At 64.0% G+C, this 23,897-nt stretch carries 24 protein-coding genes; 8 read left to right on the plus strand and 16 right to left on the minus strand.

The window, feature by feature from the left end:
• Window positions 1–198: 198 nt before the first annotated feature.
• Window positions 199–1,602, plus strand: a complete 1,404-nt coding sequence (locus NKJ06_RS06285; RefSeq protein ID WP_352631349.1) for an FAD-binding oxidoreductase — start codon at window positions 199–201, stop codon at window positions 1,600–1,602.
• Between the two features lie 15 nt (window positions 1,603–1,617).
• Here the strand turns inward: NKJ06_RS06285 and NKJ06_RS06290 are convergent, their stop codons facing one another.
• From NKJ06_RS06290 to NKJ06_RS06325, 8 genes are all read right to left on the minus strand, one after another.
• Window positions 1,618–2,418 carry an ABC transporter permease gene (locus NKJ06_RS06290; protein ID WP_352631351.1) on the minus strand — a complete coding sequence of 267 codons (801 nt, stop codon included), beginning with the start codon at window positions 2,416–2,418 and terminating at the stop codon, window positions 1,618–1,620.
• Window positions 2,415–3,287, minus strand: a complete 873-nt coding sequence (locus NKJ06_RS06295) for an ABC transporter permease (RefSeq protein WP_352631353.1) — start codon at window positions 3,285–3,287, stop codon at window positions 2,415–2,417. The genes NKJ06_RS06290 and NKJ06_RS06295 overlap by 4 nt, the downstream gene beginning before the upstream one ends.
• Window positions 3,284–4,387 (minus strand): ABC transporter ATP-binding protein, encoded by a 1,104-nt coding sequence (locus NKJ06_RS06300; RefSeq protein ID WP_352809385.1) that lies wholly within the window; start codon window positions 4,385–4,387, stop codon window positions 3,284–3,286. Before NKJ06_RS06300 ends, NKJ06_RS06295 begins: the two co-directional genes overlap by 4 nt.
• A 76-nt stretch (window positions 4,388–4,463) precedes the next feature.
• Window positions 4,464–5,489, minus strand: coding sequence for an ABC transporter substrate-binding protein (locus NKJ06_RS06305; protein ID WP_352631357.1), 1,026 nt, complete (start codon window positions 5,487–5,489; stop codon window positions 4,464–4,466).
• Between the two features lie 52 nt (window positions 5,490–5,541).
• Window positions 5,542–6,540: an AraD1 family protein gene (araD1, locus tag NKJ06_RS06310; protein ID WP_352631359.1), complete on the minus strand. Its 999-nt coding sequence runs from the start codon at window positions 6,538–6,540 to the stop codon at window positions 5,542–5,544.
• Between the two features lie 32 nt (window positions 6,541–6,572).
• The gene (locus NKJ06_RS06315; RefSeq protein ID WP_352631361.1) at window positions 6,573–7,349 is read right to left on the minus strand and encodes an SDR family NAD(P)-dependent oxidoreductase; all 777 of its coding nucleotides are present in this window, start codon (window positions 7,347–7,349) and stop codon (window positions 6,573–6,575) included.
• Between the two features lie 11 nt (window positions 7,350–7,360).
• Entirely contained in the window at window positions 7,361–9,088 is a 1,728-nt protein-coding gene (locus NKJ06_RS06320) for an IlvD/Edd family dehydratase (RefSeq protein ID WP_352809388.1), read from the minus strand.
• On the minus strand, window positions 9,085–9,828 hold the full coding sequence (locus NKJ06_RS06325; RefSeq protein WP_352631365.1) for a FadR/GntR family transcriptional regulator: 744 nt from the start codon (window positions 9,826–9,828) through the stop codon (window positions 9,085–9,087). The genes NKJ06_RS06320 and NKJ06_RS06325 overlap by 4 nt, the downstream gene beginning before the upstream one ends.
• Before the next feature lie 109 nt (window positions 9,829–9,937).
• Here NKJ06_RS06325 and NKJ06_RS06330 point away from each other — a divergent pair, with 109 nt between their 5' ends.
• Window positions 9,938–10,867 (plus strand): aldose 1-epimerase, encoded by a 930-nt coding sequence (locus NKJ06_RS06330; protein WP_352631367.1) that lies wholly within the window; start codon window positions 9,938–9,940, stop codon window positions 10,865–10,867.
• A gap of 34 nt (window positions 10,868–10,901) precedes the next feature.
• On the opposite strand, the gene NKJ06_RS06335 is transcribed toward NKJ06_RS06330, so the two are convergent.
• The 8 genes from NKJ06_RS06335 to pcaQ form a co-directional block, all read right to left on the minus strand.
• On the minus strand, window positions 10,902–12,347 hold the full coding sequence (locus NKJ06_RS06335; protein ID WP_352631369.1) for an aldehyde dehydrogenase: 1,446 nt from the start codon (window positions 12,345–12,347) through the stop codon (window positions 10,902–10,904).
• A 40-nt stretch (window positions 12,348–12,387) separates the two neighbouring features.
• The gene (locus NKJ06_RS06340) at window positions 12,388–13,173 is read right to left on the minus strand and encodes a coniferyl-alcohol dehydrogenase (protein WP_352631524.1); all 786 of its coding nucleotides are present in this window, start codon (window positions 13,171–13,173) and stop codon (window positions 12,388–12,390) included.
• Between the two features lie 2 nt (window positions 13,174–13,175).
• Window positions 13,176–14,240 carry a branched-chain amino acid ABC transporter permease gene (locus NKJ06_RS06345; protein WP_352631371.1) on the minus strand — a complete coding sequence of 355 codons (1,065 nt, stop codon included), beginning with the start codon at window positions 14,238–14,240 and terminating at the stop codon, window positions 13,176–13,178.
• Complete coding sequence (locus NKJ06_RS06350) at window positions 14,237–15,133, minus strand: branched-chain amino acid ABC transporter permease (protein WP_352631373.1); 897 nt, start codon at window positions 15,131–15,133, stop codon at window positions 14,237–14,239. The genes NKJ06_RS06345 and NKJ06_RS06350 overlap by 4 nt, the downstream gene beginning before the upstream one ends.
• Window positions 15,130–15,858, minus strand: a complete 729-nt coding sequence (locus NKJ06_RS06355; protein ID WP_352631375.1) for an ABC transporter ATP-binding protein — start codon at window positions 15,856–15,858, stop codon at window positions 15,130–15,132. The genes NKJ06_RS06350 and NKJ06_RS06355 overlap by 4 nt, the downstream gene beginning before the upstream one ends.
• Window positions 15,855–16,598: an ABC transporter ATP-binding protein gene (locus NKJ06_RS06360; RefSeq protein WP_352631525.1), complete on the minus strand. Its 744-nt coding sequence runs from the start codon at window positions 16,596–16,598 to the stop codon at window positions 15,855–15,857. The genes NKJ06_RS06355 and NKJ06_RS06360 overlap by 4 nt, the downstream gene beginning before the upstream one ends.
• 21 nt (window positions 16,599–16,619) lie before the next feature.
• The gene (locus tag NKJ06_RS06365) at window positions 16,620–17,936 is read right to left on the minus strand and encodes an ABC transporter substrate-binding protein (RefSeq protein ID WP_352631377.1); all 1,317 of its coding nucleotides are present in this window, start codon (window positions 17,934–17,936) and stop codon (window positions 16,620–16,622) included.
• Between the two features lie 143 nt (window positions 17,937–18,079).
• A complete protein-coding gene (pcaQ, locus tag NKJ06_RS06370; protein WP_352631379.1) occupies window positions 18,080–18,997 on the minus strand; it encodes a pca operon transcription factor PcaQ in 918 nt (305 codons plus the stop codon).
• A 93-nt stretch (window positions 18,998–19,090) separates the two neighbouring features.
• Here pcaQ and pcaD point away from each other — a divergent pair, with 93 nt between their 5' ends.
• The 6 genes from pcaD to pobA are packed head-to-tail and all read left to right on the plus strand — an operon-like array spanning window position 19,091 to window position 23,896.
• Entirely contained in the window at window positions 19,091–19,900 is an 810-nt protein-coding gene (pcaD, locus tag NKJ06_RS06375) for a 3-oxoadipate enol-lactonase (protein WP_352631381.1), read from the plus strand.
• Window positions 19,893–20,300: a 4-carboxymuconolactone decarboxylase gene (pcaC, locus tag NKJ06_RS06380; RefSeq protein WP_352631383.1), complete on the plus strand. Its 408-nt coding sequence runs from the start codon at window positions 19,893–19,895 to the stop codon at window positions 20,298–20,300. The genes pcaD and pcaC overlap by 8 nt, the downstream gene beginning before the upstream one ends.
• The gene (gene pcaH, locus NKJ06_RS06385; protein WP_352631385.1) at window positions 20,290–21,045 is read left to right on the plus strand and encodes a protocatechuate 3,4-dioxygenase subunit beta; all 756 of its coding nucleotides are present in this window, start codon (window positions 20,290–20,292) and stop codon (window positions 21,043–21,045) included. Before pcaC ends, pcaH begins: the two co-directional genes overlap by 11 nt.
• The gene (gene pcaG, locus NKJ06_RS06390) at window positions 21,045–21,659 is read left to right on the plus strand and encodes a protocatechuate 3,4-dioxygenase subunit alpha (RefSeq protein WP_352631389.1); all 615 of its coding nucleotides are present in this window, start codon (window positions 21,045–21,047) and stop codon (window positions 21,657–21,659) included. Before pcaH ends, pcaG begins: the two co-directional genes overlap by 1 nt.
• A 12-nt stretch (window positions 21,660–21,671) precedes the next feature.
• A complete protein-coding gene (locus tag NKJ06_RS06395; protein ID WP_352631391.1) occupies window positions 21,672–22,724 on the plus strand; it encodes a 3-carboxy-cis,cis-muconate cycloisomerase in 1,053 nt (350 codons plus the stop codon).
• Window positions 22,724–23,896, plus strand: a complete 1,173-nt coding sequence (pobA, locus tag NKJ06_RS06400) for a 4-hydroxybenzoate 3-monooxygenase (protein ID WP_352631393.1) — start codon at window positions 22,724–22,726, stop codon at window positions 23,894–23,896. The genes NKJ06_RS06395 and pobA overlap by 1 nt, the downstream gene beginning before the upstream one ends.
• Window position 23,897 lies beyond the last annotated feature (1 nt).

Below are 23,897 nucleotides of genomic sequence, written 5' to 3' on the forward strand. Positions count from 1 at the left end.
CGCGGTGTTTTAGTTCTATTTCCCCCCCTTCGCCCGCGAGAAATAAATATCTTCTATTACCCGGCGCTCCCTCGCCCCCGCCCGGGGGGCCGCCCCCGCGCCCACCGGCCCATCCGCATACCCACAAGGGTCACGCGGACGATGTCGTTTGCACGAACAAGCGTTTGACCGGCAGGCGATCCAGAATAGGATTGGCTGATGTCGCCTGAAATCCAACGACTTCTATCCGCTCTCGACAACCGGCTGGGCGCGGGCGGCGTGCTCGCCGGTTCGGATGTGGACCAGCGCTATCGCGACGATCCCGACGGCAAGCTCGGCGCGCTTCCCGAAGCGGTGCTGCGCCCGCGCGACACCCAGGGTGTGGCGGCGGCACTCGCCGCATGCAACGATCTCGGCCAGCCGGTTGTGGTGCAGGGCGGACGCACCAGCCTGACGGGTGCCGCGCGTGTGCAGCCGGGTGAGGTGGTGCTGTCGCTGGAGCGCATGACCGGCCTCGCCATTCCGGATCGCCAGGCTGCCAGCATCGTCGCCGAAGCGGGCGCGACGCTACAGGCGGTGCAGGAGGCAGCCGACAGCGCCGGGCTGATGTTCGGCGTCGATATCGGCGCACGCGGTTCGGCCACGATCGGCGGCAATGTCGCCACCAATGCCGGCGGCATCCGTGTACTGCGCTACGGCATGTACCGGGCGCAGGTTCTGGGACTGGAAGCCGTGCTTGCCGACGGCAGCGTGCTGACTTCGCTCAAGGGCCTGCCCAAGGACAATTCCGGCTACGACCTCAGCCAGCTCTTCATCGGCACGGAAGGAACGCTCGGCGTCGTCACCCGCGCCGCGCTCAGGCTGCATCCCAAGCCGGCGTCCGAGGTCAACGCTTTCTGCGCGCTCTCTTCGCTCGATGCGGCAATCGCCCTGCTTGGGCTGCTGCGGCAAAAGCTCGGCCCGCTCCTGTCCGCCTATGAGGTCAATTTCGCACCGCTCTATGACGTCATGGTCGCCAGCATGGCCATGCCAGCGCCGCTGCCGGCGGGCTCGTCAGTTTATGTGCTGGCCGAGATACAGGGCAGCGAGCCCGAGCGCGACGGCGAGCGCTTCGCCGAAGTGCTGATGCAAGCGGTCGAGGACGGCGTCATCGACGATGTCGTCGTCTCGCAGTCGTCGCGCGAATTCCGAGCCCTTTGGGACGTGCGCGAAGACGCCAATCGCATCCTGTTTTCGATCAAGGGTCTGATCGGCGTCGACATCAGCATTCCGCTCGCGCGCATGGGAGCGTTCCTGCAAGCGGCGGACGCCGCCATCCATGCCGTCGACCCCGGCGCCGACATCTATGTCTTCGGCCATCTCGGAGACGGCAATCTGCACTATCAGGTACGCACGGTCGATCCGGCAGCGGCGTATGACATCGTCTATCGCGGCGTCGCAGCGGCCGGCGGCGGCGTTTCGGCCGAACACGGCATCGGCCTCGACAAGAAGAAGTGGCTGCATCTGGTCCGCAGCGACGCCGAAATCGCCACGATGCGGCGGCTGAAGACAGCACTCGACCCCAGAAACATCCTCAATCCGGGACGGGTTTTCGACCTCAACCCGACCGCTTTCTCCCGATGACAATTGCCCTGTAACTCAAGTCTGTTCCGTCGCGACTTGCCTGGGGATGAGAAAGCGGGCGGCAAGCACGCAGAGCAGCACGGTGAACATCAGTATCAGCGCCACCAGCGCATTGATGTCGGGTGAGAAGCCAAGCCGCATCATCGCCCACAGCCTGACCGGCAATGTGCTTTGCGTGCCGGTGACCAGGATGGTGATCATGGTCTCGTCGAACGACAGCGCGAAGGCCAGGATCGCGCCGCCGACCATGGCGCTCGACAGGTTCGGCAGGATGATGCGCCAGAACGTCTGCCAGCCCGTGGCGCCGAGGTCGTAGGACGCCTCGACCAGCGTGCGGCTCATCGACTGTAGCCGCATCAGCACCGTGCGGTAGACGATCGCCAGCACGAAGACCGTGTGTCCGATGACGACCGTAATAAGGGACCGTTCGAGGCCGATTTCGCGGAAGAAGATCAGCAGCGCCAGGCCGCTGATGATCGGCGGCATCAGGAACGGCAGGAAGATGATGAACTGCAGGATCGAACGCCCGGAACGCCGGCCGTGATAGTAGAGCGCCAGCAGCGTACCGCTGACCACCGACAGGATGACAGTGCAGACACCGACGATCAGCGTGGTGCGCAAGGCGGCCAATATGTCGTGATTTTCGGCCAGCGCGACATAGGTCGAGAGGGTCGGCGACGACCAGTCGACATTGCCGTGCGCAATGGTGAAGAATGAAGACACGATCGGCACGAACAGGGGGCTGTAGAGCAACACCGCAACCAGTGTCGTGATCGCAGCCAGAAAGATGGTGGACAACCGGGGCAGGGCGCTCATACCGAAATCCCCCGGTTGCGTCCGAAGCGTTCGCCGACGAGGATTGCCGCGATCACCACGACTGCCAGCGCCACCGACAGCGCGGCGCCGAACGGCCAGTTATAGGCCGTGCCGAACTGGCTGTAGAGGATGCGGCCGAAGGTGAAACCGCTGATCCCGCCAACCATCTGCGGCGTCAGGAAATCGCCGATCGCCAGCACGAAGACGAAGCTCGCCGCCGAAGCGACGCCGGGCAGGCTGAGCGGCAAGGTGATGCGCAGGAAGGTCTGCAAGCCGCTTGCCCCGAGATCGTCGGAGGCGCGCAGCAGCACCTGCGGAATTCGTTCCAGCGACAGGAAGATCGGCAGGATGGCGAAGGGAATGAGCAACAACGTCAGCGTCAGTAGGATGGCGTTCATGTTGAACACGAAAAGCGTCGACGGCTCCTGCAGGACACCAAGCGCCACCAGCGCCTTGTTGAGAAAGCCGTTGAGGCCGAGGATGCTGCGGATCGCATAGATCTTGATAACGTAGCTCATCAGCAGCGGTACCAGCAGCAGCATCAGCAAGGCATAGCGCCAGCGGCCTTTCAGCGTCGTCAGGAAATAGGCGGCGGGATAGGCAAGCAGGATGCAGATAATGGCCACCGAGACGCACAGAACGATGGTGTTCCAAAACACCGGGAGAAAGACCGGATCGGTGAAGAACCTGACATAGTTGCCCAGTGACAGCCCGTAGACGATCGTGCCCTGGTCGACGCTGAAGAAACTGTAGCCGAGGAAGATCGCCAGCGGCGCCAGGACGAAGACCACCGGCAAGGCAAACGCCAGCACTGTCACCAGCAGCGACAGCCGTCTTTGCGCAGGCAGTGTCGAGCTGGCTTTGCTCATGCCAGCACCAGGTGGCCTTCATGCGGCGCAAACGAAAGCGACACTGTCTCGCCAGGTTTCAGTGTGCTGCCGTTGACACGGCTCGGCACGCGCAGCCGCAAGCGTTGCGCGGCATTGTCGGCGCCGGCCGTGATGGTGGCGACGGTCGATGAGCCGGCAAAGGCCAGATCGGAAATCGTGCCGGAAAAGCGGTTGTCGGTGTCCTTTGCATCCGCAAGATGCAAGGCCTCGGGGCGGAATGCGGCGTAGGCGCTGGCGCCATCCGTCGCGGCTTTCAAATGCGGCTGGTCACCGATCGAACAAACCAGGCGCCCAAGCGCTGTCTCGATAGATCGCAGCTTGCCCTGCACCGGTCCGAGTTTCCCGGCCACCAGATTGTTCTCGCCGAAGAAGCGCGCGACGAACTCGCAATTCGGCTTGTAGTAAAGGTCATGCGGCGTGCCGAGCTGACGGATATGGCCGGCTTCCATGACGCAAATCCGGTCGGCCATGCCGATGGCTTCTTCCTGGTCATGGGTGACGAACAGGAAGGTGGTCTTGATTTCGCGCTGGATGGATTTCAGGAAAACCTGCATCTGCCGGCGCAGTTCGAGGTCGAGCGCGGCGAGCGGCTCGTCGAGCAGGATAAGGCGCGGCTGGCAGATCAGTGCACGGGCGAGCGCGACGCGCTGGCGCTGGCCGCCGGAGAGCTGTGCGGGAAAGCGGTCGGCGAAACGCCCGAGCTGAACCAGGTCCAGCGCCTCCGTGACACGGCGCGCGATTTCCTTGCGCTGGACATGGCGAACCGTAAGCCCGTAGCCGACATTGCCGGAAACGGTCAGGTGCGGAAATAGCGCATAGTCCTGGAACACGGTATTGAACGGCCGTCGGTTGATCGGCATGCGGCTGATGTCTCGCCCATCCAGGTGGATCTTGCCCGACGTCAGCGGTTCCAGTCCGCCGATCAGCCGCAGGACCGTGGTCTTGCCGGAACCCGACGGCCCAAGCACGGTGAGGAACTCACCGTCCCGGATCGACAGGTCGATGTCGTGCAGCACGGGGACCGTGCCGTAGGATTTCGAGACGGACCGCAGCGTCAGCAGGTCGGCGTTCTGGTTCATGAAATACTCTCGCATACGCTTCGGCGGTCCGGAACCTCCGGACCGCCGGGTCCTTCGAAGGCAGGGTACGGCAATATCAGGGCGTCGCCTTGACCTCGTTCCACAGGTCCGAACGCTTGAGCGGGTCCTCGACATTGTTGAGCCAGACCAACTTGTCGTTGCCGCCGGCGCTGCCGGTTTCCGTCACCGTGTTGCCGAAGCCGGTGCGCTCGGAAAGCTCGCCGCTGACCTTCTTGCTGAGCATGAAATCAATCCATTTCTCGGCCGCCGCATTGTCGCGGACGCCCTTGGAAATGACCCAGTTGTCGAGCCAGGCGAGCGCGCCCTCGCTTGGATTGACGTAGGCGACATGGGCGCCGATCTTCTGCAGCGCCTTGACCTGTTGCTGGCCGTAATTGGCCCAGATCAGGGCGACATCATTGTTCTGGTAGATCTGCTGCGCCTCGTCGGCGGTGGTGTAGAAGCTCAGCACGTTGCGCTTGAGTTCGACCAGCTTGGCCTTGACCGCCGCCATCTGCTCTTCGTTGAGATTGAATGGATCCTTGTAGCCGAGCGTCAGTGCGGTGAACGAGAAATTGTGCTCGCCATTGTCGTAGGCCAGCACCTTGCCCTTGTAGGCCGGGTCCCACAGGACCGACATCGAGGTCGGTGCCGGCTTGACCTTGTCGGTGTCGTAGATCAGGCCGATGGAGTCGAAGCAGAACGGAATGCCGTAGACCTTGCCGTCCTTGGTCACGCCGCTGACCGCAGTCAGATCACGGAAGCGCGGCAGCACCTCTTTCTGGTTGGCGAGCTTCGTGACGTCGATCGGTGACACCAGATCGGCCTTGATATAGCGCTGCAGCTGGGCGGTGTTGACGGCGAAAACGTCGAAGTCCTGGCCTTCGCTGCCCTTGATCTTGGCCCAGATCTCGTCGTCGCTGCCGATGAAGACGACATCGACGCCGATTCCGGTCGCAGCGGTGAAGTCCTTGACCCAGTCGGCGTCGGCGTAGCCGTCCCAGGCCAGAACCCGCAGGTTCGCGGCGAGCGCCGCCGATGTCATCAGGCCGATGCCGAGCCCGATCGTCGCCATTCTTAGAAACAGTTTTTTCAGTCCCATTTTCAATCTCCCATTGTCATTCTGGTGGACCGCTATTTCCGGACCTTCGCCGTCACAGCTGGGTGACGGCGACCAGTCCCTCGTCCGGCACCGATACCATCCGGTTGCGCAGTGGCTTGCCGAATGTCTGTGCCTGGATTTCATATTCGTCGCCGGAAGCCGTCTTGACGCCGGAGGCGTAGCTCATCACCGCCGCGCCGAAGAAATAGGCATGCAGATCGCCCGCCCTGCGGTGCATCGGGTAGCGGAAATGGAAGTGTTCGAGATTGGCGATCGAGTGCGACATGTGCGCCTCGCCCGACAGGAACTCCTGCTCCCAGATGACAGTGCCGTCGCGCAGGATGCGGGAATGACCGCGCACTTCGTCGGGCAGGTCGCCGACCAAAAGCTCCGGTCCGATCGAGCAGGAGCGCAGCTTGGAATGGGCGAGATAGAGGTAGTTCTCGGCTTCCGTCACATGGTCGGAATATTCGTTGCCGAGCGCATAGCCGATGCGGTAGGGGCGGCCATCCGGGCCGTTGAGATAGAGGCCGACGATCTCGGCTTCTTCGGCCCCGGCGCGCGCAAAGGTGGGCATAGGCAGGTCGGCGCCGGGCGGCACGACACAGGTGCCGACGCCCTTGAAGAACCATTCGGGCTGGATGCCGATCTGCCCAGCGGCGGGCTTGCCGCCCTCCAGGCCCATGCGGAAGATCTTCAGCGAATCCGATTCCTCGGCATCCTCGCCATGGGTCAGCACATGCATCTTGTCGCGTGCGGCGGCACTTCCGGTATGGGTCAGGCCGGTGCCGGTGACCAGGAAGCGCGCCGGTTCCGGATGGTCGACCGGGGCAAGCACGCGGCCGTCGCGCAACAGCTGATCGTAGTCGATCGCCGCTGTGCCGGTCCGCTTCTCGACCAGCGCTGCGATGGACGTGCCCTGGGCGATTGCCGCTTCGGCCAGCTCCAGCACGCTGCTGGTCTTTTCGAGCGGGTGCAGATGATTGCCGTCATCGGAGACACGGCCAACCTGTCTGCTGCCGTCGGCCATTCTGAACTGAACAAGACGCATGAACTAACCTTCTTCCTTTGCAGCCATACGGGTCACACCCAGCCCGCATCGACGATGAACTGCTGGCTTGTGCACATGCGGCTGTCGTCGGCGGCGAGGAACAGCGCCATGCGCGCGATATCGGAGGGTTGCAGCCGGTCGGGCAGACACTGCCTTTCCGCGATCTGGCGTTCGCCGGCTGGGTTCAACCACAGGCGCATCTGGCGCTCGGTCATCACCCAGCCCGGCACCATGCAGTTGACGCGGATGCGCTCGGGGCCGAGTTCGCGGGCCAGCGCCCGGGTCATGCCGTAAACAGCGGCTTTCGCGGTGACATAGGCTGGGCAATCCGGATCGCCGACCATCCAGGTGATGGAGCCGAAATTGATGATCGAGCCGCCGCCCAGCGTGCTCATCTGCGGACGCACCGCCTGCGCCGCGAAGAACTGGTGACGCAGATTGACCGCCATGCGGTCGTCCCAATAGGCAACCGTCACGTCCTTGGTCTGGTGGCGGTCGTCATTGCCGGCATTGTTGCATAGCGCCTGGATTGGGCCGTTGTGCTGCATCGCCCGCACGGTGGCCGCCTGCAACTCTTCGACGTTGCGCAGGTCGCAGGGAATGAACAGCGGCACGGCATGTCCCTCGGCCGCGATCGCATCGACCAGACGTCGTGAAGGCTCCTCGGCCATGTCGACGAAGGCGACGCGGCTGCCTTGTGCGCAGAAATGGCGCACCAGGCTTTCGCCGATACCGCTGCCGCCACCGGTGATGAACACGCTGCGGCCCTTGAGGCTTGGATAGATCGCGTAGCCGATTTCATCCGTCATCGCGCGCCCCTCTAGTGCGAATGCCGAGGAATGCCGGCATCGCGCCGGCCGACGAGAAAGTCGAAATCGCAGCCCTTGTCGGCCTGCAGAACGCGCTCGACATAAAGGCTCTGATAGCCGCCTTCCGGCGGCGCTGGCGGCTTCCAGTCACGCCGGCGGATTGCCAGCTCCTCATCCGATACCAAAAGCTCCAGCCGGCGGCCGGCGACATCGAGCTCGATAAGGTCACCGTCGCGCACCAGCGCCAGTGCGCCACCCGCGGCTGCTTCCGGTGCCACATGCAGAACCACGGTGCCGTAGGCGGTGCCGCTCATGCGCGCGTCCGAAATGCGAACCATGTCGGAGACGCCCTGCTTGAGCAGTTTTGCCGGCAGCGGCATGTTGCCGACCTCGGCCATTCCGGGATAACCGCGCGGCCCGCAATTCTTCAGCACCATCACCGAGGAGGCGTCGATATCCAGCTCCGGATCGTCGATGCGGGCGTAGTAGTGCTCGATGTTCTCGAACACCACCGCCTTGCCGCGATGCTGCATCAGTTTAGGCGTTGCCGCCGACGGCTTGATGACCGCCCCATTGGGCGCCAGGTTGCCGCGCAGGATGGAGATGCCGCCTTCCTTGGTCAGCGGCTCGCTCAGCGGCCGGATCACCTCGCTGTTGTAGTTGGGCGCGCCGTCGATCAGTTCACCGATGGTCTTGGCGCTGACGGTCATGGCGTGGCGATGAAGAAGGCCCACTTGATCAAGCGACGCCATGACCGCAGCTAGCCCCCCGGCGTAGTAGAAATCTTCCATCAGGAACCGGCCCGACGGCATCAAATCGACAATGGTTGGAACGTCACGGCCAAGTCGGTCCCAGTCCTCAAGGCTGAGATCGACACCGATCCGGTTGGCGATGGCGATCAGATGCAGCACCGCGTTGGTCGAGCCCCCGATCGCGCCGTTGACGCGGATGGCATTTTCGAACGCTTGCGTGGTCAGGATCTGCGCGATCGTAACGTCCCTGCGGACCAGATCGACGATCTGGCGTCCGGCCATCTGCGCGAGCACGCCGCGGCGCGAATCCACCGCCGGGATTGCGGCATTGTCCGGCATGCCGATGCCGAGCGCCTCCACCATGCTGGCCATCGTCGAAGCCGTGCCCATCGTCATGCAGCTGCCCGCCGACCGGCTCTGGCCTTGTTCGGCGGCGAGGAAGTCGGCAACCGGCATGCGGCCGGCCTTCACTTCCTCGGCGAATTTCCAGACATGCGTACCCGAGCCGATATCCTGTCCGCGGAACTTGCCGTTGAGCATCGGCCCGCCGGAAACGGCGATGGTCGGCAGATTGCACGATGCGGCGCCCATCAGCAGCGCCGGCGTGGTCTTGTCGCAGCCGACCAGCAGGATGACGCCGTCGATCGGATTGCCGCGGATGGACTCTTCGACATCCATGCTGACCAGATTGCGAAACAGCATGGCGGTGGGGCGCATGTTGCTCTCGCCCAGCGACATCACAGGGAATTCGAGCGGCAGGCCGCCGGCCTCATAGACGCCGCGCTTGACGTGGTCGGCCAGCGCCCGCAGATGCGCGTTGCACGGGGTCAGTTCCGACCAGGTGTTGCAGATGCCGATCACCGGGCGGCCGTCGAAAGCGTCGGCGGGAATACCCTGGTTCTTCATCCAGCTGCGGTGCATGAAGGCGTTCTTGCCATCACCGCCGAACCAGGCCTCGGACCGCAGTTTGCGTTTGGTGTCGGTCACGATGTCTGTTCCCGATCCTGGCGGCGCTTGTTGCGGTTCTCGACGCTGCGGCGCACGTCTTCCTCGGCATTGTCGATGAGCACCAGCAGCGCCTTTTGCGCGCCGGCGGCATCGCCGGATGCGATCTTTTCGGCCACTTCCCGATGCAGCGGCAAAGAGTGGCGCTGCCCTGCCGGATTGTCGTTTGAGAGGCGAAAGCTCATCACCAATGCCGTTTCGACGAGTGCCGCCAACGAGCCGATCAGCTCATTGCCGGTCATGCGCAAAATGGTCTGGTGGAACAAAAGGTCAGGTTTGGCGAAGCGATCGCCATCGTCGACCACGGCTTCCATTTCGGCCAGCGCGGCATTGATCTCAGCGACCTGCGCCGGTGTGGCGCGCCTGGCGGCGAGTGCGGCCGACATCGGCTCGATCGCCCGGCGCAATTCGAACAGCGCCCGGACATCGTCGGCGCTGACACCGCCGGCGTAGCGCCACGACAGAACATCCGGATCGAGGAAATTCCAGTCGGAGCGGGGACGTACCCGTGTGCCGGTCTTCGGCCGCGATTCGACCAGCCCTTTGCCGGCCAGCACCTTGATCGCCTCGCGCAGCACGGTGCGGCTGACCCCCAGCATCTCGCTGGAATCGTCGGCGTTGGGCAGTGCCTCGCCGGGCAGGAAGTCGCCCTGCACGATGCGCAGCCCGATCTGCTCGACGACCGTCGCATGCAGCGCCGTCGAGCCGCTGGAAACAGCCACCGCAACTCTTGATGTGCGCGCCGTGCTGAAAGATTTCTTATTCTTCATACTATTCATATGATATGTCTTATAGGCGTGGCAATTGGAGTCAAGGGATGGGGGAGTGCCGATGACAAAGAATTCCGCTGCCGTTGCCGAGCAGCATCAAGAGCTGGTCTCGATCAGCGATGGCATTGCGGCTGTAGAGATTGCGCCTGCCGCCGGTGGCGCGCTGGCATCGTATCGTTGGCGGCAAAACGGCACCGTGGTGGATTGGCTGCGCCCCGCGGATTCGGCGGCGATCGACAACCGCGATGCCGGCGCCATGGCCTGCTTCCCGCTGGTTCCCTATTCCAATCGCATAAGGGGCGGCCGCTTCACATTCGCCGGCCGCACCGTCGAACTGCCGACCAACTCCGACGATCCGCATCATGAACATGGCCATGGCTGGCGTCGGCCATGGACGGTCGTGCGGCACGAAGCAGGCATGATCGTCCTGCGCTATCGCCACGTCGCCGATTCCTGGCCGTGGGGCTATGAAGCCGAGCAAGCGATCTCGTTGATCGACGGCAGGCTGGTTGTTGCCATCTCGCTGCGCAACCTCTCGGACAGCCCGATGCCGGCCGGTTTCGGCCTCCATCCCTACTTCCCGTCGACGCCGTGGACGCATGTTCAGGCGCGGGTGTCCGGCATGTGGGAAACCGATGCGGAAATCCTGCCCACACGGCACGTCTTGCCGCCAGCCGGTGCCAATCCGACCACGGGCTTCGACGTGTCAGAGACGGACTTCGATACGGTCTTCACCGGATGGGCTCGTCGCGTCCGGATCGCCTGGCCGGAGCATGGGCGTCAGCTGGACATCGAGGCCGAGGCGCCACTCGATTTCCTCGTCCTCTACACGCCATCGGGCGAGCCGTTCTTTTGTGCCGAGCCGGTCAGCAACATCACCGATGCATTCAACCGCAGGGGTGACGCAGGCATCGACACCGGCTGCATGGTGCTGGCACCCGGGCAGATGCGATCCGCAAGCGTTCGCTTCACGCCTTCGCAAGCGATCTGATCGCCCATGTCGAACCGCCCAATGCGAGGCCGGATCAGAACGGGTAGTGCTGGCCCGGATCTTCGATCGTCACCCAGCGCAAATCGGTGAACTCGGCGATCGAGGCCTTGCCGCCGAAGCGGCCATAGCCCGAGCCCTTGACGCCGCCGAACGGCATCTGCGCCTCGTCGTCGACGGTCGGGCCGTTGATGTGGCAGATGCCGGCTTCGATGCGCGCGGCGACCGCCATGGCACGCTTGATGTCGCGGCTGAACACGGCTGACGACAAGCCGTACTCGGTGTCGTTGGCGACGCGCACCGCCTCGTCCTCACCCTTCACCCGGATCACCGGCTTGACCGGTCCGAAGGATTCTTCGGCGTAGACACGCATTGCCGGCGTAACATGGTCCAGCAGCGTCGCTTCGACCACGGTGCCAGTGCGCTTGCCGCCCGCCACCAATTTGGCGCCTTTGCCGACCGCATCGGCAACCAGCTCCTCCATCTTGTCGGCCGCCTGGCTGCTGATCAGCGAGCCCAGCACGACATGGCCGCGCGGATCGCCGGCCGGCAGTTGTGAGGCGCGGGCAGCCAGCTTGGAAACGAATTCATCGGCGACTTTCTCATCGACGATCAGGCGCTCGGTAGACATGCAAATCTGGCCCTGATGCATGAAGGCGCCGAAGGTGGCCGCGTTGACCGCCGCGTCGATGTCGGCATCGTCCAGCACCAGCAGTGGTGCCTTGCCGCCGAGTTCGAGCAGCGCCGGCTTCAGGTGCCGGCCGGCGAGTTCGGCGATGATCCTGCCGACCTTGGTCGAGCCGGTGAAGTTGACACGCTTGACTGCAAAGTGTCCGACCAATGCTTCGACAATGCCTGCCGCGTCCCTGGGATCGTTTGTGACGACATTGATGACGCCTTTGGGCAACCCAGCCTCGACCAGCACCTGGCCGATCAGCCGGTGCGTGCCGGGGCACATTTCGGAGGCCTTCAGCACGACGGTGTTGCCGCAGGCGATTGGCATCGCTATTGCGCGGGTGCCGAGAATGACCGGTGCGTTCCACGGCGCGATGCCGAGGCATACGCCAGCCGGCTGGCGAATCGCCATGGCCAACGTGCCCGGTTTGTCGGAGGGGATGATCTCGCCGGAAATCTGCGTCGTCATCGCCGCCGCCTCGCGCAGCATGTTGGCCGCCAGCATGACATTGAAGCCGGCCCAGGGACCGGTGGCGCCAGTCTCTTCCATCATCAGCCTGGTGAACTCGCCGACCTTCGACGCCATCACGTCAGCAGCCTTCGACAGCAGAGCGCGGCGCTCGCCGGGCCCGGTCCTCGACCACGCCGGAAAGGCGGCTGCGGCGGCTTCGACCGCGGCATTGGCATCGGCAACGCTCGCTGCCGCGGCACGCGTCGCCAGTTTGCCGGTGAACGGGTCCATGCGGTCGTAGGACGCCGCACCCGAGGCTGCCCGTTCGCCACCGTCGATCAGAAGTCCAATATCCATTGTAATCTCCACTGCTCCGATTGGAGCTGCTGATTGAGGTTTAGAAGCCGAGCACTTCGGCATTGATCGATGCTTCGAGGCCGCCATCGACCGGCACGTTGGCGCCGTTGACCCAGCGCGCGCCGTCCGAGCACAGGAACAGCACAACCGGGGCGATATCGCCCGATGTGCCGGCGCGCCCGACCCTTGCAATGTCGCTGTCGACACGGGCGTCGCCGAGCACGCTGCGGAACTGCTTCAGGATCGGCGTTTCGACAGGCCCCGGGCTCACCGCATTGACGCGGATGCCACGGCGTTTGAACAGATCCTGATGCGCGGCGCGGAAAGTCCACAGCAAGAGCAGTTCCTTGGAGACGGGATAGCCTTCCTCGTTCTTGACAGCATGGTCTTCGACCACCTTGGCGACATCCGGGAAACCCTCGATGCCTACCATGGACGCGGCGCGATTGAGATTGGCGCGCCAGCCATAGCCGGCGATGGAGGCGACGTTGACGATGGCGCCGCCCTCGCGAAGCCTTGGCGCGATGCCTTCCGACAGAGCCCGCAGCCCGAAAAAATTGACGGCCAGCGTCGATGCCGCACCGGTGTTGCCGGAGAGGCCGGCGACATTACAGAGCGCATCGATGCGCTGCGGCAGACGCGCGACGAGATCATCGACGCCGGCTTTCGACGAAATGTCGGCCCTGACGAAGCTGCCGACCGGAGCGGTCGGCTCACGCACATCGACGCCGATCACGTCGGCGCCGAGCTGGCCGGCGAGTTCCGCCGTGCGCGCTCCAATGCCGGAGGCAACACCGGTGATGAGGATCGTCTTGCCGAAAAGCATGGTCATGCCTTCTCCTGATGTATTGCGGCTTGCTGTGGCGAAGGCGCGGTACCGCCGTCGGCGATGTTCGCCGGAAGCCTTACGCGGTAACCGACCGGCAGCAGGAGAAGCCCAAAACGCTCCTCGATCGTCCCCCACAGGCCGTGCGGCAGGAAAAGCGAGAACAGCACCGCGGTGGCGCCAAGCCCGACCAGATACCAGACGCCGGTGCCGCCGAACCATGTCTCGATGAGGAAGAACACCAGCGCCCCCAGAATGGCCCCCTCGAACGTGCCGATGCCGCCGACCAGCACCATGAAGATCATGTAGGCGGTCCACTGCACGTTGAAGTAGGTCTTCGGCTGGAAGGTGATCGAGGTCGCCAGCCACAGCGCGCCGGCAATGCCGATGCCGAAGGCGGCAAGCACGAACAGCAGCCGCTTGGTGCCGGTGACACGCACGCCTACCGAGGCGGCGGCATCCTCATTGTCGCGGATCGCGCGGATCGCCGCACCCGTGCTGCCGCGCAGCAGGCCAAACAGGATGGCGAGCAGGGCGGTCATCGAGGCCAGCGCCAGCCAGTAGATCGTCACGCGTCTGGTGCCGGCGTCGTAGAAATTGAGCGAGATCAGCGATGTGCCGGTTTCGCCTTGCACCAGCCGGTCGAGATTGACCAGGAGATGCGTCAACGCCGCGATCACCCACATGCCGATGGCGAACTCACCGTTCCTCAGCCGCAGCATGAACAGCGAGAGCGGCCAGGAGACCGCGCCAACGATGGTTCCAGAGGCGAAGAGCGCGAGGAACGGGTTGAGGCCGGCATCGGCCAGCCGGATGGCGAAATAGGCGCCGAGCCCGAAGAACACCTGTTGGCCGACCGAGACCAGCCCACCGAAGCCGGCCAGCGCATTCCACATCGCCGCCAGGATCACATAGACGAACAGCGCGGTCATGCGGTCGACAGCGCCGTTCGACAGGAACTGTGGTGCAATCGCTAGCAGCGCGATGATGACGGCGACCGCAATCGCGGCGATCCGCGACGTCGCCGTGCCGCGCTCGATGACCGGCGAGGCCGAGACGGCGCTCATGTTGGCTTCCTCATGGGAAAGCGCAGCAGGCCGCGCAGGCCGAGGCCTGACGTTGAAAGCCGCACGAACAGCACGACGAGGAAGACTGCGTGGCCGCCGATCAGAAACCCTTGCGGATGCGCCTGCGCACCGAGCGTCTGGGCAAGCGCCAGCACGATGCCGCCGATCAGCGTCCCCCACAACGAACCGGCGCCGCCGATCACCGCCGCCTCGAAGGCGAACAGCAGTTGCGGCGTGCCGGCATAGGGATCAAAGGTGGCGCGCATGCCGAAGAACGCGCCAGCAAGGCCGACCGTGACCATGGCGATGGACGAGGCGATCGCATTGGCCCGGCGTGCATCGACACCGACCAGGCCGGCCGTATCGGGGTCCTCCGAAGTAGCGCGAATCGAGCGGCCAAGCCTTGTGCGGGTGAGAAACAATTGCAGCCCGCCCAGCAGGATCACGGCGGTAGCAAACATGATCACGGCGAGCTTGCCGACATAGATGCTGCCTGGCCATTCCCAGGAATCGTAGGACAGGCTGCCGATATAGGGCGCCAGCGAACGGGTGTCGGCACCAAACTGCTCGAACAGCAGATTGTCGATGACGATGGCGAGGCCAAACGTCGTCAGGATGGGCAGCAGCGCACCGCCGCGCGCACTGCGTTCGAGCAGGAAGCGCTGCAGCGCCCAGCCGATCGCCGCCATCAGCGGCAGCACGATGATCAGGCCCAGAAATGGCGAGACATGGTACCGCGAGGCGAGCCACCACAGCGCAAAGGCGGCGAACACGGCAAGGCTGCCATGGGCGAGGTTGATGATGCGCATCACTGAAAACATGAACGACAGTCCGCAGGCGATCAGCGCATAATAGCCGCCCAGAAGAATGCCCTGGATGATCTGGTTGCTCATACGGGAACGCTCCCGGGGCTTTTCCGGTGCAGGCCGAAATAGGCTTTCGTCACCTCCTCGCGCGAAACCGCCTTGCTCGCCCCTTCGAGCGCGACACGCCCTTCGAGCATGCAGATGACCCGGTCGGAGACCGCGAGCGCGCGGTTGAGGTCCTGTTCGACGAGGATGATCGTGGTGCCTGAGGCAATCAGACCTTGAAGTGCTGCATAGACGCGGTCGACGATCAGCGGCGACAGGCCAAGTGAAACCTCGTCGAGCAATAGCACGTCCGGATTGCTCATCAGCGCCCGGCCGATCGCCGTCGCCTGCTGTTCGCCGCCAGAGAGGTGGCCCGTCTTGGCATGGCGGCGTGGCTTCAGATTGGGGAACATCTCAAGCACCTTGTCGACGCTCCAGTCACCTGGCCGGCCGGCGGTCTTGCCGAGCAGAAGGTTTTCCTCGACCGTCATCTGCACGAACAGTTTTCGCCCCTCAGGCACCAGCGCGATGCCCATGCCGACACGCTTGTGCGATGGCACGTTGGTGAGATCGGCACCGCCGAGCAGCACGCGGCCGGCTGCCGGCTGGTGCGCGCCGGCGATTGCCCTCAGCAGCGTCGTCTTGCCCGCGCCGTTGGCGCCGACCAGTGCCAGCGTTTCGCCGCGTTCGATCGTGAAACTCACACCACGCACCGCCTGCAACAGGCCGTGCCGGACAACCAGGTCCTCGACCGCAAGCAGGCTCATTTCGGGCCTCCGCCGAGATAGGCGCGCACGACCTCGGGGTCGGCTATCACCGTTTGCGGATCGCCATCGGCGATGATCTTGCCAGCGTCCATGCAGATCAGCCGCTCTGCCACCTGCAGGAGAATATGCACGATGTGCTCGATCCAGACGATACCGATCTTGCGCCGGCGCAATTCCTTGATCGTGTCGACAAGCTCGCCCGCTTCGCCATCGGTCAGTCCGCCGCCGATCTCGTCCAGCAGCAGCAGCGTCGGTCTGGCCGCCAGCGCGCGCGCCAGTTCCAGCCGCTTGCGGTCGAGCAGCCCGAGCGTTTCGGCGCGCCGGTTGGCAACGCCAAGCATGCCGCACAGTTTCAGCGAACCGAGCGCTTCCTCATAGGCCTCGTCGCGGCTAAGGCCTGCGCCATGCGAGGCGGCGACGAAGACATTTTCGAAGGTAGTCATGCCGCTGAACGGTTTGGGCACCTGATGCGTGCGCACCAGGCCGAGCCGGCAGCGCTGCGTTGCCGTCAGTGGCGTCACATCGCCGCCCTTGAAGCTGACCGTGCCCGAACTTGGCGGAAAGGCGCCGGCGAGCACGCTGAGCAGCGTGGTCTTACCGGCGCCGTTCGGGCCGACGATGCCGACCGCCTCGTCGGCATCCATGCTGAAGTTGACCGCATCCAGCACCACAAGCGCGCCGAAGCGTTTGTGGATACCGGCGGCAGCGAGGATCGCCTGTTGTTGCGGATGGGTCACCAGGTGATCCTCGTCAGCGGTCCATCAGCCGTTGTAAGGCAGAAGCTTGGCTTCGACGGGCACGTTCGGGTCCGTGGCGTTTTCGGTCACGACATAATCGAGCGGGAACTTGGCTCCTTCCTTGGCGGCGACCCATTGCGTGCCGATGATCGGGCCGGGCGAGACATTGGCTACGGGGCCGCTGGTGAAGTCGACCTTGCCGACCATTGTCTCTGTCTTGAGCGTGCTCAACGCCTTGGCCACCGCCGCCTTGTCCTTGGCGTCGGTGCTTGCCTTCAGCGCTTCGAAGCCGGCGTCGAGCAGCGACATGGAGGCGCCGAGCTGCTGCGTCCACTGCTTGCCGCTCGCCGCCTCGTAGCCGTCAGCCAGCTCGATGCCCGAAACGCCGGTCAGCGGCGACTTGTAGGGGAAGGCCTTGTGCCAATAAGCGGCGCTCGAAATCTTCACGCCGAGATCGCCGAGCGCCTCGATGTCGGACGGAAACAGTCCGGTCTTGGCGACCTGGCAGATCTTGATCTGCTTGATCAGTCCCTGCTGCGCCGCCTGGCGCCAGAACGCGGCGAAATCCGGCGGGATCGGGAATGAGTTGAAGATCTCGACGCCTTCCTGCTTGAATAGCGCGATCTGCGAGGAATAGTCGGTGGTGCCGGTCTCATAGGCGCCGGGATCGACAATGGTAAAACCTTGCTTGGCCAGCAGCGGTGCCAGATGGGCGCGGATGGCATTGCCGTCGGCATCGTTCGGATACATGACGCCGACCTTCTTGTTGGTCTCGATCAGGTTCCATTGCGAGATATAGGCCTTGAAGAACTCGCCGACGCCGAAGCCGAAATGATAGGTCCATTTGAACGGCGAGGGCACATCGGGCTTGGCGCCGCGGCCGAAATACCAGGCTTCCCACGGCATGACCGTTGACAGGCACGGCACGCCGGCGGCCTCGCAGGCATCGGCGACCGGATTGATCACCTCTGGCGTCGATACCGCCAGCATCAGGTCGATGGCCTGGTTATTGATCAGGTCCTTGGCCAACTGGCCGGCGCGTGACGGATCGGATTGTGTGTCCTGATCGAGGATCTCGACGCTGTATTTCTTGCCGCCGATATCGAGGCCGCCGGCCAAAGCCTTGCGGGCCAGGTCGAGCACGTAGCCGTCGGTCTGGCCGAAGCCGGCCAGCGGTCCGGTGCGCGGGCTGACAAAGCCGACCTTGAGCGTGTCGCCTGCCTGGGCAAAGGCGCTGCGGCCGCCAAGCGTGAGCGCTGCACCGCCGGCGATCGAGGCGGCGATGAACTGGCGCCGCGAAACGCCTGGAATAATGGATCTGCTGCCGAGTGCGTGCGTCATCTTGTTCCTCCCTTTGTGGTCCTCCATCGTCACAGTGCACCAGCGGTTTGGTTCGGTAAAATGATATTTTGCGGTGTTTCATTAACCCATGGGTTAGGAAATTCCGCAATCGAGGCCGCTTTCAGTTCGGACGGTCTCAGGCGTCAGCTGCCTTGTCGTGCCGCTTCGCGGATGGTCTGCAGCAGGATGGAGAAGGCCGGCGAGGGCGCCGTGTCGGTGCGCATCGTCAGGCCGACTGGCCCCTTGGTTTCGTCGGTGTTGACCGGCAAGGCGACGAAGGCGCCGCTGCTGAGTTCGTTGGCAACGACGCCGGCCGAAATGATCCAGACGGCATTGCTCTGCCGCAGGAAAGCGCGGCCGAAGGAGTCCGAGACGGTTTCGATCTCGGTTGCCGGCGCGGTCATGCCGTTGGTGATGAACAGGCGGTCGACGAAGGGACGGATGACCGATTCCCGTGTTGGCATCAGCATCGGGAATTCGTCGAGCCGTGCGAACACATCCTGTCCCGGGTTGAGCAGCGGATGTCCCGCCCGCACCACGAACAGCACTGGTTCAGAATAGAGGTGCTCGAAGAAGAAACCGGTCATGTTCTCCGGCGCCGCCAGCCGTCCGACGACGAGATCGAGCGCGCCGGTGCGCAACTGTTCGAGCAGCACCGCGTTCTCGCCGGTGACGATCTTGATCGCCGCACCAGTACCCTCCCTGAGGAACAGGCTCATAGCGAGCGGCATGACCCGCGCCGAAACTGTCGGCAACGCGCCGATACGGATCGGGTGCCGGTTGACCGCCCCGTCCTGGCGGACGGAATCGACGCCTTGCTTCAGCGCCGTGATCGCCGTGCCGGCATGGCGAAGGAAGATTTCGCCGATGCGCGTCAGCCTGATGCCGCGGCCGTCGCGCTCGACCACCGCCACACCCAGCGCCTCTTCCAGTTCGCGCAATGTCTTGGTCACCGCCGGCGGGCTGACATGCAGGAAATCGGCCGCCCGCGCCATGCTCCCCTGCCGCGCAACTTCAAGGAAGGCCTGCAGGTGGCGGAACCGGATGCGGCCTACGGACATGGATTTGATAACCCCTGAGTTAATGAAATGGCACAAAATATCATTTTACCGAACCAAACGCCTTGTGCAATGTGGGGATGGAGGATCGAAATCGTGCCATTCGTCACCATCGGCGGCATCACGCTGCACCATCGCCACATCAAGGCGGCCGGCAATGCGCGCCCGATCATATTCATCAATTCGCTGGGCACCGACTTCCGGATCTGGGACGAAATTGTCACGGCGCTCGATGGTGAAATGCCGCTGCTGGTCTATGACAAACGCGGCCATGGGCTGTCCGATATCGGCGACATCAGATCGATCGACGATCATGTCGACGATCTCTCGGCGCTCATCGATCATTTCGGGTTGAGCAAGGTCGTGCTGTGCGGCCTGTCGGTCGGCGGCCTGATCGCACAAGGCTTCTATCGCCGGCGCCCAGAAATGGTCGAAGGCCTGATCCTTTGCGACACGGCCCACAAGATCGGCACGACAGACAGCTGGAACACACGCATCGCGACGGTTGAAAGCAAGGGCATCCAGGCCGTTGCGGATGGCGTGCTCAAAGTGTGGTTCACCCCCGCCTTCCACGCGGCGCGTCTGGCCGAGCTGGACGGTTATTGGAACATGATGACCAGGCAAGCGCTTGCGGGCTACATCGGGACGTGCGTGGCGGTTCGCGATGCGGATTTCACCGATGCTGCACGCCACATCGCGGTGCCGACGCTCTGCGTCGCCGGCGATCAGGATGGCTCGACGCCTCCCGATCTTGTCCGCTCCCTGGCCGAGCTGATCCCGGGCGCGCGCTTCGAAATCATCCGCGACGCCGGCCACATCCCTTGCGTCGAACAGCCTGAAGCGCTGGTCGCCCTGATCCGCGATTTTATCGCATCGCTTGCCCCTGGAGCCGAAACCCATGGATGAAGTCCCCGGCAACGAAGCCAGATATCGCACCGGCCTCGCGGTGCGACGCTCCGTGCTCGGCGACCGGCATGTCGACCGGGCCGAGGTCGCCGCCACCGATTTCGACCAGCCTTTCCAGGAACTGATCACCGAGGCCGCCTGGGGTACCGTGTGGGCGCGGCCGGGTTTCACCAAGCGCGAACGTTCGATCGTCACGCTGGCGCTGCTGGCCGCACTCGGCCATGATGAGGAGGTCGCCATGCATGTGCGCGCCACCGCCAACACCGGTGCTTCGCGCGACGATATTTGCGAGGCGTTCTTGCATGTCGCCATTTATGCCGGGGTGCCGGCCGCTAACCGTGCCTTCAAGATCGCCAAGGACGTGTTTTCGGAAATGGACGGAGCCAAGAATGCCCGCTGAGTCCGGCTCGAACCGGAGGCCCGAGACCGGCGCCTTCTTCCAGCGTGACCGGACCTGGCATCCGCCCGCGTTGACGCCGAACTACAAGACCTCAGTGCTGCGCTCGCCGCAGAAGGCGCCGCTCGCTTTCGACAACACACTGTCGGAAATAGCAGGCCCTGTCTTCGGCCACGCTATGCTGGGCGAACTCGATGCCGATTTGATCCACAATTTCGCCGGGCCCGGCGAAAGTGCGCTCGGCGAGCGCATCATCGTCTATGGGCGGGTGCTCGACGAACGCGGCGTTGGCGTGCCCGGCGCGCTGCTCGAATTCTGGCAGGCTAATGCCGGCGGCCGCTATCGCCATAAGAAGGACGGCTATCTGGCGCCGCTCGATCCGAATTTCGGCGGATGCGGCCGCGCCATATCGGGCGAGGATGGCGGCTATGCCTTTCGTACCGTCAAGCCCGGTCCCTATCCCTGGCCGAACGGGCCGAACGACTGGCGCCCCTCGCACATTCATTTCTCGGTGTTCGGCCATGGCTTTGCCCAGCGGCTGATCACGCAGATGTATTTCGAGGGCGACCCGCTGATCTGGCAGTGCCCGATCGCGCGCGGCATCCCCGACAAGGCAGCCGTCGAGACGCTGATTGCCGCGCTCGACATGCAGGCGACGATCCCGTTCGACGCGCGCGCCTACAAGTTCGACATCGTGTTGCGCGGGCGCCGCTCGTCGCTGTTCGAAAACAGGCTGGAGGGCAATTGATGGCCCAGTCGCTCGACCGGCTTAGGGAAAGCCCCTCGCAGACCGCGGGACCTTACGTCCACATCGGACTGACTCCCAATTTCTGCGGCATCGGCGGCGTCTACCCGACCGATCTCGGCGCCACCATGGTCAACGACAAGACCAAGGGCGAACGCATCGGCCTGCGCATCCGGGTGCTCGACGGCACCGGCACGCCGCTCAAGGACGCGCTGATCGAGATCTGGCAAGCCGATGCGGACGGGCTCTACAATTCACCGGCCGAGCTGCGCGGTGCTGCCGATCCGAATTTCTTCGGCTGGGGCCGTTGCCCGACCGACATGGACACCGGCCTGTGCACGTTTGAGACGATCAAGCCGGGCCGGGTGCCGTTCAGCGATGGTAGCCTGATGGCGCCGCACATCACACTCTGGATCGTCGCCCGTGGCATCAATCTCGGCCTGCACACACGGCTGTATTTTTCCGATGAGGAAAAGGCCAATGCCGGGGATGCGATCCTGGCACGCATCGAGCACCGCATCCGCGTGCCGACGCTGATCGCCGAGCGCAAGGGCGATACCTACATCTTCGATGTCCATCTCCAGGGGGAGAAGGAAACGGTCTTCTTCGACAGCTAGGAGACTCGCGCCATGACCGTATCGCCCTTCGATCATCCACTGCTCTCCGCTCTTCTCGGTGACGAGGTAGCGAGCCGGTACTTTTCCGTCGAAGCGGAAATCGATGCGATGCTGGCTTTCGAACGTGCGCTGGCGGAAGCGGAGGCCGAAACCGGGTTCATCACCAAGGATGATGCCGCAGCGATCGTGGCAGCGCTGGCCACGTTCCCGCCCGACACTGCCTTGCTGCGGGCCGCTATCGCCAGGGACGGCGTCATTGTGCCGGAACTGGTGCGCCAGATCAGAGCGGCGGTCGGCGAACCGCATGGCGAGAAAGTGCATTTCGGCGCGACCAGCCAGGATGTCATCGACACCGGCCTGATGCTTCGGCTGAAATCCGTCGTCGAGCATCTCGATCTGCTGCTGACCGAAACCGTCATGCGCCTCGCTTCGCTCGAAGAGCGTTTTGGCGGCAGGGAGCTGACCGGTATAACGCGCATGCAACCGGCGATTCCGATCGAAGTGGCGGACCGTGTAAAGGCGTGGCGGGCGCCGCTGCAACGGCATCAGCAGAGGCTTTCGGAGCAATCGAGACGCCTGCTGGTGATGCAGTTCGGCGGTGCAGCCGGCACGCTGGAAAAGCTTGATGACAAGGGGCCGGCAGTGCGCTCGGCCCTTGCCGCAAAACTCGGCCTTGGCGACGCACCGCAATGGCATAGCCAGCGCGACACGCTCGCCGACTTTGCCGGCCTGATGTCGCTGGTGACCGGCAGCCTCGGCAAGTTCGGCCAGGACATTGCGCTGATGGCGCAAGGCGGAACCGAGATCGAGCTTTCCGGTGGTGGCGGCTCGTCGGCCATGCCGCACAAGCAGAACCCCGTGAAGGCCGAAGCGCTGGTGGCGCTTGCCCGCTTCAACGCCACGCAGCTTTCCGGCATGCATCAGGCGCTTGTGCATGAACAGGAGCGCTCGGGCGCGGCATGGACGCTGGAATGGCTGTTGCTGCCGCAGATGGCCGTCGCAACCGCCGCTTCGCTGCGCCTTGCCGCCGAACTGGCCGCACAGGTCGAGAGTCTCGGCCACTGATGCGCAGCCAGGTCGTTATCATTGGTTCGGGACCGTCCGGCCTGCTGCTCGGCCAGCTGCTGGCCGGTATCGGCGTCGAGACGGTCACTCTGGAACGCGCGAGCCGCGAGCATGTGCTTGGCCGGGTGCGGGCAGGGGTGCTCGAACAAGGCACGGTCGAATTGCTGGAGCAAGCGGGTGCTGCGGCACGGCTGCACGCCGAGGGGCTGCCGCATTCCGGCATCTCGCTGGCCTTCGACGGACGCCTGCACCGCATCGACCTCGAGACGCTGACAGGCGGCAAGCATGTCACCGTCTATGGTCAGACCGAGGTGACGCACGACCTGATGGACAAGCGCGACGCGGCAGGACTGACCACGATCTACGAGGCGGCAAACGTCACGCCGCACGATTTCGATGGCGCAGCGCCCTTCGTCACCTATGACCGGGACGGCGCCACGCATCGCATCGACTGCGACTTCATTGCCGGCTGCGACGGCTATCACGGCGTCAGCCGCAAATCTGTACCCGCGGATGCGCTGAAAACCTTCGAACGGCACTATCCGTTCGGTTGGCTCGGCGTGCTGGCCGAAGTGCCGCCTGCCGATCACGAACTGGTCTACGCCAATCATGAAAGGGGTTTTGCGCTGTGCTCGATGCGCTCGACGCACCGCAGCCGCTACTATGTGCAATGTCCGCAAGACGATCGCGTCGAGGCGTGGTCCGACGACCGTTTTTGGGACGAGTTGCGCCGCCGCTTGCCCGAGCAGACGGCGGCAAATGTCGTCACCGGCCCATCCTTCGAGAAGTCGATCGCGCCGCTGCGCTCTTTCGTTGCCGAGCCAATGCGCTTCGGCAGGCTTTTCCTGGTCGGTGACGCCGCCCACATCGTGCCGCCGACCGGCGCCAAGGGCCTCAACCTTGCCGCCAGCGACGTACGCTATCTCTTCGCCGGTTTGCGCGACTTCTATGTCGAGAAATCGCACGCCGGCATCGACGCTTATTCAGGCAAGGCGCTGGCACGGGTCTGGAAGGCAGTGCGCTTCTCCTGGTGGATGACGACGATGCTGCACCGCTTTCCCGACACCGGCGACTTCGGCCAGCGCATCCAGGAGGCCGAGCTCGACTACCTCGTGCAATCGCGTGCCGCATCGACCGCACTTGCCGAAAATTATGTCGGCCTGCCGTACTGAG

Source organism: Mesorhizobium sp. M0293 (assembly GCF_040321735.1).
Taxonomy (GTDB): Bacteria; Pseudomonadota; Alphaproteobacteria; order Rhizobiales; family Rhizobiaceae; genus Mesorhizobium.